The following is a 12582-nucleotide window of genomic DNA, read 5'->3' on the forward strand; positions in this document are numbered from 1 at the left end:
CCCACAAAGGGGGTGCTCAGCCGAACAGGCCGGCCGCGTGCGCCCGGTTCACCGCCTGGATCCGGTTGCTGACGTCGAGCTTGCGCATGGCGTGCTTGAGGTACGACTTGACCGTGTTGGGCAGCAGCCCGAGCCGCTCGGAGATCTCGTCGTTGGTGCAGCCCTCGCGCACGAGCCGCAGCACGTCGAGCTCGCGCGGCGACAGCGTGATGCCCGGCGGGGCCTCGGGCGGACGCAGGCGTTCGCACACTTCGAGCAGCCGCGCGCGGGCCTCGTCGTCGTGCATCGAACCGGCGATCGCGAGGAGCTCGGCGTGCAGGTCGTGGTGCTCACCCGGCGGCGGTGTCCTGACGCGCCGCCGGACTTCTTCCTCCACCTCGATGTCGCGCTCCAACCGTGCGACGACCGCGCTCGCCGCGCGTAGGATCCGGTCGCCGAAGGTGATCGAATCGCGCGTTGCCGCGTACAGCACCGCACGCGTCGACGCGCCCACGCGCACCGGCAGCGCGACCATCGCCCGCAGCTGCTCCGGCGCGACGGCGCGGTCGTACTTGTGGGTGATGCCCTGCGCGTTGAGGTAGTCGATGACCGTCGACGGCCGCCCGAGCGCCACGGCCTTGCCGCCCAGCCCGGCGCCGGTGTCGACGCGCAGGTGCTGCAGCGAGCCCGTGGCCGTGCCGCGCAGCTGGTCGATCACGAGCGTCCGCGACCCCGCCGACACGGGCCCGCCCATCGCGACCGGCAGCCCGGTCACGCGCTGGAGCGCCTGCAGCGCGCCGGCGACCAGGGGGCTGGCCGTCAGCGCGAGCCTGCCCGATGGCGTCATGGGCACCGTCCCTGGACCTGTCTCGCTTGACCTGCGGCTTTCGGCTTTGCCGAGGCGTCCACCGTACGTGATACGTCGCGTTCGGACTACCGGTGTGGTTCCGTGGTGCGGTGGCAGCACCGGATTTCGACACCGTCGCCGACGACCTCTACGCGGGCGAGCCCGCGGACTTCGTCGCGTCGCGCACAGCAGCGGCCCGTGCGGCCAAACAAGCGGGCGACGCCGAGCTCGCGCGCCGCATCCAGGCGCTGCGCAAGCCGACGACCGCGGCCTTCTTCGTCAACCGGCTGGCTCGCGACGGTTCCTCGGCGCTCGAGGAGCTGGCCGAGCTGGGCGACCGCCTGCGTGCCGCGCACGCGAGCCTCGCCGGCGAGCAGTTGCGGGAGCTCGCGCAGCGGCGGGCCGAGCTGGTGCGCGAGGTCTTGCGCGACGCGCCGGACCTGAGCGACTCCGTCGCGCGCGAGGTGGAGGAGACGCTGGAGACGGTCGTGGCGGACCCGGACGTCGCGCGGCTCGTGCTGGCCGGGCGGCTGACGTCGGTGGCGCACCAGGATGTGGACCAGTGGCTGTCGTTGCCCGCCGCGTCGGGTCCGCGGAAGAAGAAGCCCGCGCCGGAGAAGAAGCCCGCGCCGGAGAAGAAAACCGCACCGGCCAAGGAAAACACCCGTCGCAAACAGGCCGACGAGAAAGCCGCGCGCGAGAAGTCCGAAAAGGACCATGCGGACCGCGAACGGGAACGCGTCGCTCGCGAAGAGTGGCAGCGCAAGGCTTCCGCCGCCACGCGCGAACGAGCCGAAGCCTCACGAAATCTGGTCCGTACCGAACGCATCGCCGAACTGGCCGACACCCGCCTGGCCGAGCTGCGCGAACGCCTGGCGGACGCGGAAGCGCGAGCCGCCCGCGCGGCCGAGGACCTCTCGGCGGCGCGGGCGGCGTTCGACAAGGCCGATGAGGCCGTGCAGCAGTTCGCTCACAAGAGCACTTCGGCGAGCCGGCGGTAGCCCGTCAACGGGTCGGGCCCCAGCACGTGGACCCCGACGTGGTCGGCACCGGCGTTCAGGTGTTCGGCCAGCCGCGTGTGGATCGCGGCGGGCGTGCCGTGGAGGACGAGGTCGTCGACGAGGCGGTCGCTGCCCTCACCGGAGACGTCGGCATCGGTGTAGCCGAGGCGGCGCAGGTTGTTCATGTAGTTGCGCAGGCCGAGGTAGGGCTTGTGCACGAACGGACGGCCGATCGCGCGGGCGGCCACGGGATCGTCGTCCACCACGACCTTGTGCTCCGGCGCCAGCAGCGCGCCCGGGCCGAGGACCGCCCGCGCGTGCTCGGTGTGCTTCGGCACGACGAGGTACGGGTGCGCGCCGCGCGTACGCGTGGCGGCGAGCTCGAGCGAACGGTCCCCCAGCGCCGCGAGCACGCGGGCTTCGGCGGGCACGCCTTCGGCGTCGAGCTGGTCCAGGTAGGCGACCATCTTCTGGTACGGACTCTGGTACGTCGTGATCGACTCCGGGTGCCCGACGCCGACGCCGAGAACGAACCGCTCACCGTGGCGCTCGGCGAGGCGGTGGTAGGCGGCGGCGATACGACCGGCGTCGTTGGTCCACATGTTGACGATCGCGGTGGCGACGGTGATCCGGTCGGTGGCGTCGAGGACTTCCTCGAAGTAGGCCAGATCCTCGACGGAGCTCGCGCCGATGCCGAACCACACCGTGGCGTAGCCCAGTTTCTCGGCTTCCACGGCCACTTTCTTGCGAGTCTCGTCGTCGGTGGCGGGGCTCATCCACGCGCCGTACCGGCCGAGTGCTGCGGGCATGCCGGATCCTCCTCTACATTTGTTATGTAGAGGACTGTAGCAAATATATCGCCCGGGTTTAACCCGCGGTCAGTCGAGTTGGCGTCAGCGTGGCCCGCGGTCAGTAGACCTGGCCGCGATGTCCCCACCCGGCCTGAGCCTTGCGGACGTTCAGGCAGCAGAGGTCGTTGCGAGCCGTGGTGCGGGGCTGTTGGTGCATGCTCCCCTGACCTCGACCGGAACCGACCTGCTCGGTCTGATCAAGCACCTGTCGGGAACACTCCGACGCGACAATCGCCGCGCTCGCCATCGGCTCGCCCGGCTACGTGCCCTGGTGGCCACGTCCCGACGTGATGCTGTTCAACGTCCTGGTCCACATGCTCACGGAGACCAGCCGGCACGCCGGGCACGCCGACATCCTGCGCGAACAGTTGGACGGCGAAGTCGAGATGGATGCGGCAGGCATGGCCCGGCGGGGGCAGGATGCAGCCTTCTGGGAGAGCCGGCGGACGGAAATCGAGCGGGCGGCCAAAGCCGCCGATCCGGCCACGGCCTGACCGGGACTCTGCCGCCGGACGTCGTCGCCGTGGCGCCGCTGGACATGACTCGGGCGAAATGCGGTCGCGCAGGTGACCTGGGCCGCCTCACGAAGCCAGGCGGTCCAGCCACTCGCGCAGCATGGTCTGCTCGACGGGGGTGAGCTGCTCGGTCTTCCCGTCCAGTGCCGTCGCGAGGGCGACTGCCAGCGCGCCGACGCTCGACGGCGCTTCGGCGGCCTCGTCGGTGATCAGCCTGGCGAGCAGCGCATCGCGGACCTGGTGGGACATCGCCAGGTCGCGCCCGTCTTCGGGCTGGGCGATGAGGCTGAGCGTGACGCCGGAGTTGGCGGCCGCGATCTGCCGCGCGGCCTCGGCGGGGGTCACGCGCAGGCGACCCTGGCGGGCGGCGCGTGTGAGCAGCTCCAGCAGCATCGCCTCGGCGCTGGAGGTGAGGGTGCAGGGGACGCCGGGCTGGATCTGGCCGTAGAGCAGCACGTAGAAGGCGGGGTGGGTCAGGCCGTAGTCCACGTGGCGGTCCCAGCCTTCGCGGATCTGCTCGACCGGATCGGCGTCCGCGCGGTTTTTGTCGGTGCTCTCCACATACTGGGTGAAGCCGAAGTTGACCACCGCGTCGAGCAGTCCCTGCTTGCTGCCGAAGTGGTGGTACAGCGTCGGCGCCTGCACGCCGGCCCGCTCGCAGATCGCGCGGGTCGACACCGGTCCGCCGGCCGCCGCGTCGAGGAGCTGGGCCGCTGCCAGGAGCAGCCGGTCCTTGGCGCTGGTGTTCTGGATGGGCATGTAACGAATGTAGCGCTTGACGGAGGGGAGAAGCGGATGCCGCTGGCCGACGAGATGCTCAACGACGCGGTCGTCAGGGGCCTGCTCGCGTCGATGAAGGCAGCCGCGCCCGGCGTCGCGTTCGGGGAGCTGGGCCGGGTCCGCCTGGGTGGGCTCGGGTTGCGGCAACGCACGGACGCGGTGCGCGACGCACTGCTGGCCGACCTGCCGGGCGGCTACCGCGAGCTGTCGGACGTCGTGGAGCGGGCGCTGGCCGACGAGTCGTTCTCCGGCTGGATGATCTGGCCCGTCTCGGAGGCGGCTTCGGCGCGGGCTCTGGCGGACGGCGGGCCGGTCGCGTTCGACGCCGCGTTGGATCTGCTGGCTTTGTTGACCCCGCGGCTGACGGCGGAGTTCGCCATCCGGCCGCTGCTCGACGCGGACCTCGAGCGGGCGTTGCCGAAAGTGCTGACCTGGACTTCCGACCCGTCGGAGCACGTCCGCCGCCTGGCCTCGGAGGGCACGCGGCCGCTGCTGCCGTGGGCGCGCCGGGTGGGGGCGATCACCGCCCGGCCGGGCGTCACGGCGCCGATCCTCGACGCGCTGCACCGCGACTCTTCGGCGTACGTGCGGCGTTCGGTCGCCAACCACCTCAACGATCTGAGCCGCGCGCGTCCCGAGGCGGCGGTGGCCGCGGCCGGCCGCTGGGTGGGTGCTTCCGGTGACAAACAGACCGCGCAACTCGTCCGGCACGGCCTGCGCACCCTGATCAAACAAGGCGACCCGGGTGCGCTGGCGCTCCTCGGCTTCGCGCCACCGTCCGGCATCGCCTTCGACGGTCTCGTGCTCTCGGCGCCTTCGGTGTCCATCGGCGCCGACCTGGGCTTCACCGGAACGCCGCGCAACACCGGCGACTCGTCGATGAACCTGGTCGTCGACTACGTCGTACACCACCGCAAAGCCAACGGCACCACCACGCCGAAGGTCTTCAAGCTCACCACCCGCGTCCTCGACCCGGGCGCCGAGCTGCTCCTGGACCGCACCCACTCGTTCCGCGTCATCACCACCCGCGTCTACCACCCGGGCGCGCACGCGCTGGAGATCCAGGTGAACGGAACTTCGTTGGGGAAGGCGGATTTCGAGCTGCTGGCGTGAGTCCGCACTTTCGCTCCACTGTGGACTGAGTCAGTGAAGCAGGTACTCGAGAGCGGCTTGGGCCGCGGCGACACGGAGCCGAGATCCGGTCGCCGCGAGTGGCTTGGCGACGATCGACTTCAGGTGGCCGCGGCGCCCGCCGAACCGCCGGGACGCCGCGCCGAAGCCTCGCGGCAGGACCGGCTTCAAGGCGGTTCCATGCCGTCGTGCAGCGGCGCGGGCGCGGGCGGCCCCGCGCCGCCCCGTGACCTCAGTGGAGCAGGTACCGCAGCATCAACGTCCCGTCGTCCTCGAGGACCGAGGCCAGCTGGAGCCGCTCGGGGTCGATGGTGTCGCCGAAAGCCGCGCGCGGGGCGAGGCCCGCGATGAGGAAGGGGGAGATCGTCAGGCGGAGCTCGTCGACGGCGTCGGCGGCCAGGAGAGACGCGAAGAGGCGCGGGCCGCCCTCGCAGTCGATGCGGGTGAGGCCGCGGGCGACGAGGGCCGACACGGCGGAGCTGAGGTCGACGGCGTCCGTGCCGGCCACGAGCACGTCGGCGCCCGCGGCGGTCCAGGCGGCGCGCAGGTCGGGGTCGGTGCCGGCGTGGGTGATGACGATGGTGGGCACCAAGGCGTTCGTGATCACCGGCGCGTCCGGGCGCAGCGACCGGCCCGAGGTCACGACGGCGACCGGCGGGATCGGCGCCAGGCCGTGGCGGCGGCGCCGGTCGGCGGAGTGCTCGTCGGGGCGCATGCCCTCGAAGCCCTCGAGCAGGGCGGTGCCCGCACCGACCAACACGACGTCGGCGAGGTCATTGCCCAGCCGGTAGATCACGCGGTCGGCGGGCGTGGACAACGCGGCCGAGCGGCCGTCGACGGTGACGGCACCGTCGGCGCTCGACACGAAGTTCACCGCGAGCCACTTGCCAGGCGCCGGGTATGCGTAGAGGGCCTCCAGGTCGGCCTCGGCCAGGTCTCGCGCGCTCGGGAAGATCTCGCGCATCAGACCGACCGCACCACGTGCGCGGGCGGGCGCGTGCCGACGATGCTGGCCACCATCTCCGCCACCTGCCGCGTCTCCACGACCTGGTGGGCGCGGAACATCGCGGCCCCGTGCAGCGCCGCGACAGCCGTGGCCGCGAGCGTGCCGATCACGCGCTCGCCGACGGGCACGTCGAGCGTCTCGCCGATCACGTCCTTGTTCGACAGCGCCATCAGCACCGGCCAGCCCGTGTCCACGAGCGCCTGCGTGTGCCGCATCAGCTCCAGCGACTGGTAGGAGTTCTTGCCGAAGTCGATGCAGGGGTCGATCATGATCCCTTCGCGCGGCACTCCGCGCTCCAACGCGCGCTTGGCGAGCTCGGTGGTGCCGTCGATCACGGCGCCGACCACGTCGTCGTACTGCGGCTTCGCGGCTTCGGTGCGCGGCGTGAGGCCGTTGGTGTGGGAGCAGATGTACCCCGCGCCGTGCTCGGCCGCGACGTCCAGGATCTCGGGCTCGAAGGCCGCCCAGTTGTCGTTCACGATGTCGGCGCCGGCGCGGCAGACGGCGTCCGCGACCTCGGCGCGGTAGGTGTCGACGCTGATCACGAGGTCCGGGAACGTCTCGCGCGCCCATTCGACGGTCGGCACCACACGGGCGATCTCCTCCGCCGTGGTGACCTCGGGGCCCTTGCCGGCCGGCACGCCGCCGATGTCGATGAGGTCCGCGCCCTCGGCGTACGCGCGGCGGACGGCGTCCTGCGCGCGGGTCTCGAGGTAGGTCGCACCGTTGTCGTAAAACGAATCGGGGGTGCGGTTGATGATGGCCATCACCAGCGCGCGATCGCTGGTGAGGCGGCGGCCTCGGAAGACGAGGTCGGGCGTGTGCATGGCTTCTCCCGTACCGGAACGTCGGTTGCCGCGATCATAGGCGAGCGCACGACGGTGATACGGCGGGCAGGTGGCGGGCAACACCGCCGAAGGCCACCTGCTCCCGGGCCGGCGACTTCAGGAGGCGAGTGCCTCGTTGATGGCGTGGAATTCGTGGGCGGTACGAGTGGCGGAGAATTCGATCACGGTGTAGTGCGCGAGGCGCTGGACCACGAGCGGGTCGGTGGCGAGCACGGCGTCCAGCTTGCCGCGCACACACGGGCGGGTGAGGATGACCTGGTCGTGCTCGGTGTCCCCTTTTCCGGAAACCAGGAACAATCCGCGGGAGAAGTGCGTGCGCAACCACTCCGCGTGTTCTGCCAGTGCGTAGTCGACTTCGTTTCGAGGCGCCGTGTAGGCGAGCAAGGCTATGTACATGTCTTCAGAGTAGAACTCATTCACGGCAGTCGCATCCTCCTGCCGAGTGGCGGCGCCCACGCGTTATCCCGGAATTGCAATGTGTTCTTTACGTGCTCTTTTTTCGCGTTTTCACAATGGACGGCGTACGTAAATCTGCGTACGCGGGTGTCGACACCAAGCGGACGACGAAACGTCGTCACAGCACCAAACTGACGTCATGACTCAGCCGGTGATGGACGCCGTGGGCCGCATCTGGCGGGACGGCAGGCGCGTGGAACGCGTCGCGTACGTGGTGGGGGCGGTGCTCTTCGCGAGCGGCGTCGTGAACGCGGTGGTGCTGCTGGCCAGCGGCGGCACGTGGCTCGGTCCGGTGTCGCTGCGCAAGGCGGTCACGTTCGGGTTGTCGTTCGGTCTCACGCTGGCGTCGGTGGCGTGGGCGACGTCGTACGTCGTGCTGCGGCCGCGGGCCCGGACCGGGTTGCTCGGTGCGTTCGTCGTGGCGTGCGTGGCGGAGGTCGTGCTCGTGACTATGCAGGCGTGGCGAGGGGTTCCGTCGCACTTCAACTTCGAGACCGGCTTCGACACGGTGGTGTCGATGTCGCTCGCGGCCGGTGGCGGCGTGATCGTGGTGACGGCTTTGGGCTTCACAGCCGCGGCTTTCCGTTCGGCGGGCAGCATGGCGCCGAGCATGCTGGTCGCCGTGCGCTTCGGCCTGCTGGTGCTGATGGTCGCCCTCGCCACGGGCGCGGTGATGATCGCCCGCGGTGTCGTCGAGGCGCGCGGCGGGTCCCCTGAGCTGGCCTACACGAACGCCGGTTCTCTGAAACCCCTGCACGCCGTGGCGATGCACGCGATCCTCGTGCTGCCCGGGCTGGCGTGGCTGCTGCGCTTTACGGCGTTGCCCGAGCGGGCTCGCCTGCGCGTCGTCTGGCTCGCCGTGGCCGCCGACGCCGTGCTCACCGCGGTGATCGGTATCGAGGCCTTCGCGGGAATTCCGCCCTTAGCCGCGCCTTGGTTCTTACTGGCGCTCTCGGTCGCGGCCTCTCTCGTTCTGGCCGGCACCGTTGTTTTTTCGTTGATTCGCGGGAAAAGCCCCGCTGGCTATTTCAGCGCAAGCAATCCCTGAACCGCGTCGACGAGCGTCCGCCGCCTCCCCGCGCGGGCGCTCGGCAGGTGCGGCCCCAGTTCCGGGTTGGTGCTGTGCCACGCCGCGGAAAGCGCTTGGATCAGCACGAGCAGCTGCACGGGCGAAAAGTGCCCGGAGATCTCGCCTTCGTGTTGCGCCCGCCCGATTTCCCGCAGCCGGACGTCGTTGGCCTCGGTGATGGCCGCGAGATGCTCGGCCTCCGACCGCTCGAGCCGGTACCACGTCGAGAGCCGCAACGTTTCGGGATGCTCGTCGAAGTAGTCGAACGCCCGCCCGGTGTACCCCGCGAGATCCCCGGCGTCGAAGGGCACCGCCTCGAAGAACGCCCCCGTCCGCTCATCGAACGCGGCGTCGAACAGCCCCTCCTTGCTGCCGAAGTACGAGTAGATCATCGCCTTGTTGCACCCCGCCGCCGCGGCCACCCGATCCACCCGCGCCCCCGCGATCCCGTATGCGGCGAACTCGCTGATCGCGGCTTCGAGCAGCCGCTGCTTGGTCTGTTCCGCGTCGCGCGCCATCCGGTGAGGTTACCAACCAACTGGTCGGTGAGTTGAGGTTTGGTCGTCCACGTCACGCGCGCGCCGTCGTCACCGCGCCCGAAGGTCTCGCAACCCGTCGGCGAGAAAAGCCTCCGTTTCCGCTGATGAGAGCGCTTCGCCGGCGAGGTGCGCCAGCTTTTCGACGTAGTCGGCAACAGCTTCCTCCGAGGTCAGGTACACAGTGGTGTGCGAATGCCGCAACGCGACAGTCGGACTCTGGCCACTTGTGGTGTAGATCGTGAACCCGGGCAGATCCTCCTGCTCGGCGGCCAGGAGTCGGATCGCTTGAGGCTCGCGGGCGAGGGTGCGGAGCAGCTGCTCGTGCTGGACGATCGACGTCTCCCGGCTGATCACCGGGTTCCGCAATGATCGCCGGCTGACGATCGATTTCCTCGTCGCCACACCGTGTTTGGCGGGAGCCGGCTCGGCGCTCAGCTCGAAGAGGCGACTCTCCGGACTGCCGCCGGGAGGTGTCGTGTGTTCGAGCATCTCCCAGGTGTAGGCGCGGGTCTGCAGGTGAGAGGGCAGTAACGTCGGCGACCACTCGGCGATGGTCGTCGCGGCCTGCTCATACGCGTGCAGCATGAGCGTCGATCCGGCGCGCAGGTGCACCGCGTGCATGGTGCTGTGGGTGCTGGCGGCGAGGTCTCGGAGCCTGGTGTACTCGGCCTGGGGCAGTTTGAGCAGGCCGAGCAGGAAGGACAGCATGTCCGGTGGCGGCGTGCGGTAGCCGGCTTCCCAGTTGGTGAGGTGACCGGGCGAAAGTCCGGCCCGGTTCGCCAGTTCACGCAGGCCGAAGCGGGCCTGCAACCGCGCGGCGCGCAGCTCTGCACCGAGCGCGACGACGGCAGGTGAGGTGGCGCGGTTTCCGGTCTTCACTGTTGTTCTTCCTGAGGTTGCTTCCGGTGTTCGTTTCGGTGTTCGTTCCTGTGGACTCGGCCGACGCCGGCTTCCTCGCGCTCGAGGCGCGTGCAGATGGCGCGCACCGACTCGGGAGAACGCTGGACGCGCCGGTTGTGCCGGTTCTCGCTGACGGCCACGACACCGACGAAAACGATCGGAACAGCCATGGCCACCAGGACGAACGCGACCTCCCAGCTCATCGCCGCGCGCCGGTGGTGATCGCGTCGCCCGCAGGTGTCTTCGCGTTGGCGCCGTGCTCTGCTTCTCTCACGGTTTCCCCTGTGCGTTCCGGTCGACGACCTGGCGGATGTTCGCGATCAGCTCGTTCGCTGCCTGCGGCCGAAGCAGCACGGGCGCTCCGGTATCGATCTGCGCCGCCGCGAAGAACGTCCCCGCATGCGCTACCCGCCCCACCACGACCTGCGCGGGACCCCCGTCCAGTGCCCGCGCCGGCGCGATCAACCTCGACCGCCAGTCCAAGCCGTCCACGGTGGTGCCTCCCCGCTACTATCTGGTCCGTTGCTGCCAATGCTACTCGCGCTGACCCTTGTGGTAGCAAGTGTCAGCGAGTGCAGCACGGTCGGGCAATTGCCTGAACGGGTGAATCCTTGATGTGCCGTGGCCTGCACTAGCATGTGCTGCATGGCTGGTAGCGATCAGCAGCAGACTGCGCTCGGATGGGCATTGCGTTCGGCGCGGGAAAGTCGTGAGCTCACCCTCCGGCAGGTCGCCGAGTTGATGGGGAGGAAGGCCTCGGATTCGGGCCTGATCTCGCGATGGGAGTCCGGTACGCGCCGCCCGAAGGCGGCTGATGTCGCGCTGCTGATTGAAGTGCTGGAGATCGATGGCGGCGATGCCGCTCACCTCATGGATCTCGCCAATGGCGCGAATTCCGGCGAACCGTGGTTGGCCGGCTCGCCGCCAGAGCGGCGGCAACAGCTGAACCAGCTTCTCGCCGCCGAGCGCACTGCCACCGAGATCACGCACATCGCGCCGCTGATCCTCCCCGGTGTGCTTCAGACCCGTGACGTGATCCGCAACCAGATGGTCGAGGCGAACGTTCCGGAAGACGAGGTCGATGAGCGAGTCATCACGCGCATCGGGCGGCGCGATGTTGTGACTCGGCCCGATCCTGCCCATCTCGCCGTCTTCCTCGGCGAGGCTGCGATCCGCACGGTGAACGGCGGGCGCCGGATCTGGGCTGATCAGCTCCGCTACCTCCTCGAGATGGCCGAGCTGCCGAACATCGATCTGCACCATGTGCCGTTCGCTGCCGGGTGGTCGCCCCTGCAGATCGGCGGATTCATCCTGATCGAGTCGACCGAGGCCCCGCCGATCGTGAGCTTGGACCTGCACGGCAGAGGCGTGATGCTGAAGTCCGGCGAAGACGTCGAGCTGTACCGGCGGCAGGTCGAAGCGGTGCGAGAGAAGGCGATCGATCCCGCGGCGACGACAAAGCTCATCGCGCAGGTGTTGGCTGAATTGGAGCAGGAATGATGGTGCAGCGGGAAATGGGAACCTGGTTCAAGTCGAGTTGGAGCCCGGACCACGCGGACTGCGTTGAGGTGAGGTTCGCGGAGGACCACGTCGGCGTCCGTGACACGAAGGACCGAACCGGCGGGCAGCTCGGCCTCCGACCGCAAGCGTGGTCCGGCTTGCTTGAGTCCGTGGCCGCCGACCGGTAGCCGATTGTCCATTGTGGAACCTCGCGCACTCTGAGCGGGTTACGCATCTCATGGCGAACGCCGGCCTGCGGTCGCGCTTTTCTTGACTCCGAACTACACGCTCGGCGGGAGCTCTTCTCGTTCCAGGAACGCCAGCGCCGCGGCCCGAGCCTGGTCCATGGGCACTTCGTACTGGGCCGGGATCTCTCGGACGTGTGCCATGTAGTCGTAGAGCACCTTTCCGGCAAGTGAAGGGTTGCCCACTGTCTGCGCTGCTCGGGGCGTCATGAAGACGACGAAGCCCTTCTCCTGTCCAACGCCCAGAAAGAACACGCCACGGCCGGTGCCGCCGGAAACCGAGCATTCGGCCATGGGCGGCACCGAACGATGTCCACGTGTTTGCGTCCCTCCCGCACCATACGGGCGGCGATCTTCTGCTCGACGTCGGCGGTGGTGGTCTCGTCGCCGCGCTGCGGGATGCCCTTTTCGCGCAGCAATCGCGCCGCTTCCGCCGCGTCCGCGTCGTTCCCGCTGACGATCTCATGCGCCTGGCCATGTTCGTCGACCCTCCGGCCATGAGTCTTCTGACCGGTCATGGTGATTACCAGCGGCGGCAACTCGGCTTGCAAGCTTTCGGCCTGCTCGCGTGTGAGACGTTGACCGTCCGGGACCGCGGCGGGCGGCTCGGCGGCAGTTGTCGTCTGCGTTGCCGGACCGCCGGGCCAGTGGTTTCGTACGGCGGATCATGTGCTCCGATGCGATCGAGGTAGCCGGTGAGCGTGCCGGTGACTCGGCCGATCGTCTCCACCACGCCGTCGATGTCCCGCGCAGCGGCGTTGTGGCAGGCGATGGCATTCCGCGATTCGGGCTGTTGAGAGCCGGTCTGGCTGAGCGCCTGGGTGGCTTCTTCGAGCATCTGAGCGGGCTGTTTCAGGCCGGCGGTGGACAGCTTGGTGAGTGCCGTCCGTATGGTCGCCGCCAGCGCCTGCACTC

17 protein-coding genes and 1 pseudogene are annotated in these 12582 nt (G+C 69.4%); 6 read left to right on the forward strand and 12 right to left on the reverse strand.

All coding sequences use genetic code 11. The features are described 5' to 3' along the window. Window positions 1–16: 16 nt before the first annotated feature. Window positions 17–826 (reverse strand): helix-turn-helix transcriptional regulator, encoded by an 810-nt coding sequence (locus AB0383_RS26215; protein WP_364184423.1) that lies wholly within the window; start codon window positions 824–826, stop codon window positions 17–19. A gap of 110 nt (window positions 827–936) precedes the next feature. Here AB0383_RS26215 and AB0383_RS26220 point away from each other — a divergent pair, with 110 nt between their 5' ends. After that, window positions 937–1827 (forward strand): hypothetical protein, encoded by an 891-nt coding sequence (locus AB0383_RS26220; RefSeq protein WP_364184425.1) that lies wholly within the window; start codon window positions 937–939, stop codon window positions 1825–1827. Here the strand turns inward: AB0383_RS26220 and AB0383_RS26225 are convergent. Beyond that, window positions 1797–2636 (reverse strand): LLM class F420-dependent oxidoreductase, encoded by an 840-nt coding sequence (locus AB0383_RS26225; RefSeq protein ID WP_364184427.1) that lies wholly within the window; start codon window positions 2634–2636, stop codon window positions 1797–1799. The two genes, AB0383_RS26220 and AB0383_RS26225, sit on opposite strands and share 31 nt — an antisense overlap. Before the next feature lie 202 nt (window positions 2637–2838). Here AB0383_RS26225 and AB0383_RS26230 point away from each other — a divergent pair. Continuing rightward, window positions 2839–3172: pseudogene (locus tag AB0383_RS26230) on the forward strand (DUF664 domain-containing protein); the annotation flags it as partial. 87 nt (window positions 3173–3259) lie between these two features. Here AB0383_RS26230 and AB0383_RS26235 read toward each other — a convergent pair. Further along, the gene (locus AB0383_RS26235; RefSeq protein ID WP_364184430.1) at window positions 3260–3952 is read right to left on the reverse strand and encodes a TetR/AcrR family transcriptional regulator; all 693 of its coding nucleotides are present in this window, start codon (window positions 3950–3952) and stop codon (window positions 3260–3262) included. A gap of 36 nt (window positions 3953–3988) precedes the next feature. On the opposite strand from AB0383_RS26235, the gene AB0383_RS26240 reads away from it, so the two are divergent. Continuing rightward, complete coding sequence (locus tag AB0383_RS26240) at window positions 3989–5086, forward strand: DNA alkylation repair protein (RefSeq protein WP_366188776.1); 1098 nt, start codon at window positions 3989–3991, stop codon at window positions 5084–5086. Window positions 5087–5336: 250 nt separating this feature from the next. Here AB0383_RS26240 and AB0383_RS26245 read toward each other — a convergent pair whose 3' ends face one another. The 3 genes from AB0383_RS26245 to AB0383_RS26255 all read right to left on the reverse strand — a co-directional run bounded on the left by AB0383_RS26245 (window position 5337) and on the right by AB0383_RS26255 (window position 7354). Then, window positions 5337–6068, reverse strand: a complete 732-nt coding sequence (locus AB0383_RS26245) for a pyrimidine reductase family protein (RefSeq protein ID WP_364184434.1) — start codon at window positions 6066–6068, stop codon at window positions 5337–5339. After that, window positions 6068–6937: a dihydropteroate synthase gene (folP, locus tag AB0383_RS26250; protein ID WP_364184436.1), complete on the reverse strand. Its 870-nt coding sequence runs from the start codon at window positions 6935–6937 to the stop codon at window positions 6068–6070. Before folP ends, AB0383_RS26245 begins: the two co-directional genes overlap by 1 nt. Before the next feature lie 117 nt (window positions 6938–7054). Beyond that, the gene (locus tag AB0383_RS26255; protein WP_364184439.1) at window positions 7055–7354 is read right to left on the reverse strand and encodes a hypothetical protein; all 300 of its coding nucleotides are present in this window, start codon (window positions 7352–7354) and stop codon (window positions 7055–7057) included. A 214-nt stretch (window positions 7355–7568) separates the two neighbouring features. On the opposite strand from AB0383_RS26255, the gene AB0383_RS26260 reads away from it, so the two are divergent. After that, window positions 7569–8462, forward strand: coding sequence for a hypothetical protein (locus tag AB0383_RS26260; protein WP_364184607.1), 894 nt, complete (start codon window positions 7569–7571; stop codon window positions 8460–8462). Here the strand turns inward: AB0383_RS26260 and AB0383_RS26265 are convergent. The 3 genes from AB0383_RS26265 to AB0383_RS26275 all read right to left on the reverse strand — a co-directional run bounded on the left by AB0383_RS26265 (window position 8438) and on the right by AB0383_RS26275 (window position 10414). Continuing rightward, window positions 8438–9001 carry a TetR family transcriptional regulator gene (locus AB0383_RS26265; protein ID WP_364184441.1) on the reverse strand — a complete coding sequence of 188 codons (564 nt, stop codon included), beginning with the start codon at window positions 8999–9001 and terminating at the stop codon, window positions 8438–8440. The genes AB0383_RS26260 and AB0383_RS26265 overlap by 25 nt on opposite strands. Before the next feature lie 69 nt (window positions 9002–9070). Continuing rightward, window positions 9071–9901 (reverse strand): Scr1 family TA system antitoxin-like transcriptional regulator, encoded by an 831-nt coding sequence (locus AB0383_RS26270; RefSeq protein ID WP_366188777.1) that lies wholly within the window; start codon window positions 9899–9901, stop codon window positions 9071–9073. A 291-nt stretch (window positions 9902–10192) separates the two neighbouring features. Beyond that, a complete protein-coding gene (locus tag AB0383_RS26275; protein WP_366188778.1) occupies window positions 10193–10414 on the reverse strand; it encodes a hypothetical protein in 222 nt (73 codons plus the stop codon). 153 nt (window positions 10415–10567) lie between these two features. On the opposite strand from AB0383_RS26275, the gene AB0383_RS26280 reads away from it, so the two are divergent. Together AB0383_RS26280 and AB0383_RS26285 are read left to right on the forward strand one after the other, a co-directional pair. After that, window positions 10568–11422, forward strand: coding sequence for a helix-turn-helix transcriptional regulator (locus tag AB0383_RS26280; RefSeq protein ID WP_366188779.1), 855 nt, complete (start codon window positions 10568–10570; stop codon window positions 11420–11422). Window positions 11423–11436: 14 nt separating this feature from the next. Continuing rightward, on the forward strand, window positions 11437–11610 hold the full coding sequence (locus tag AB0383_RS26285; RefSeq protein WP_366188780.1) for a DUF397 domain-containing protein: 174 nt from the start codon (window positions 11437–11439) through the stop codon (window positions 11608–11610). A 93-nt stretch (window positions 11611–11703) separates the two neighbouring features. Here AB0383_RS26285 and AB0383_RS26290 read toward each other — a convergent pair whose 3' ends face one another. From AB0383_RS26290 to AB0383_RS26300, 3 genes are read right to left on the reverse strand one after another with little or no spacing between them, the layout of a single operon-like run. Beyond that, complete coding sequence (locus AB0383_RS26290; protein WP_364184457.1) at window positions 11704–11961, reverse strand: Imm1 family immunity protein; 258 nt, start codon at window positions 11959–11961, stop codon at window positions 11704–11706. Beyond that, the gene (locus AB0383_RS26295) at window positions 11874–12185 is read right to left on the reverse strand and encodes a DddA-like double-stranded DNA deaminase toxin (protein ID WP_364184609.1); all 312 of its coding nucleotides are present in this window, start codon (window positions 12183–12185) and stop codon (window positions 11874–11876) included. Before AB0383_RS26295 ends, AB0383_RS26290 begins: the two co-directional genes overlap by 88 nt. A gap of 5 nt (window positions 12186–12190) precedes the next feature. Beyond that, a complete protein-coding gene (locus AB0383_RS26300) occupies window positions 12191–12580 on the reverse strand; it encodes a hypothetical protein (protein WP_364184460.1) in 390 nt (129 codons plus the stop codon). Between the last annotated feature and the right edge of the window lie 2 nt (window positions 12581–12582).

Source organism: Amycolatopsis sp. NPDC051373 (assembly GCF_040689465.1).
In the GTDB taxonomy this organism is placed as follows: Bacteria; Actinomycetota; Actinomycetes; order Mycobacteriales; family Pseudonocardiaceae; genus Amycolatopsis.

Excerpts from the sequence above, each read along its gene's own strand:
- AB0383_RS26260 (WP_364184607.1), top strand. The coding sequence starts at position 7,569 with ATGGACGCCGTGGGCCGCATCTGGCGGGACGGCAGGCGCGTGGAACGC.
- AB0383_RS26255 (WP_364184439.1), bottom strand. The coding sequence starts at position 7,354 with ATGTACATAGCCTTGCTCGCCTACACGGCGCCTCGAAACGAAGTCGAC.
- AB0383_RS26285 (WP_366188780.1), top strand. The coding sequence starts at position 11,437 with ATGGGAACCTGGTTCAAGTCGAGTTGGAGCCCGGACCACGCGGACTGC.
- AB0383_RS26265 (WP_364184441.1), bottom strand. The coding sequence starts at position 9,001 with ATGGCGCGCGACGCGGAACAGACCAAGCAGCGGCTGCTCGAAGCCGCG.
- AB0383_RS26215 (WP_364184423.1), bottom strand. The coding sequence starts at position 826 with ATGACGCCATCGGGCAGGCTCGCGCTGACGGCCAGCCCCCTGGTCGCC.
- AB0383_RS26245 (WP_364184434.1), bottom strand. The coding sequence starts at position 6,068 with ATGCGCGAGATCTTCCCGAGCGCGCGAGACCTGGCCGAGGCCGACCTG.
- AB0383_RS26280 (WP_366188779.1), top strand. The coding sequence starts at position 10,568 with ATGGCTGGTAGCGATCAGCAGCAGACTGCGCTCGGATGGGCATTGCGT.
- AB0383_RS26295 (WP_364184609.1), bottom strand. The coding sequence starts at position 12,185 with ATGACCGGTCAGAAGACTCATGGCCGGAGGGTCGACGAACATGGCCAG.
- AB0383_RS26240 (WP_366188776.1), top strand. The coding sequence starts at position 3,989 with ATGCCGCTGGCCGACGAGATGCTCAACGACGCGGTCGTCAGGGGCCTG.
- AB0383_RS26225 (WP_364184427.1), bottom strand. The coding sequence starts at position 2,636 with ATGCCCGCAGCACTCGGCCGGTACGGCGCGTGGATGAGCCCCGCCACC.
- AB0383_RS26235 (WP_364184430.1), bottom strand. The coding sequence starts at position 3,952 with ATGCCCATCCAGAACACCAGCGCCAAGGACCGGCTGCTCCTGGCAGCG.
- AB0383_RS26290 (WP_364184457.1), bottom strand. The coding sequence starts at position 11,961 with ATGGCCGAATGCTCGGTTTCCGGCGGCACCGGCCGTGGCGTGTTCTTT.
- folP (WP_364184436.1), bottom strand. The coding sequence starts at position 6,937 with ATGCACACGCCCGACCTCGTCTTCCGAGGCCGCCGCCTCACCAGCGAT.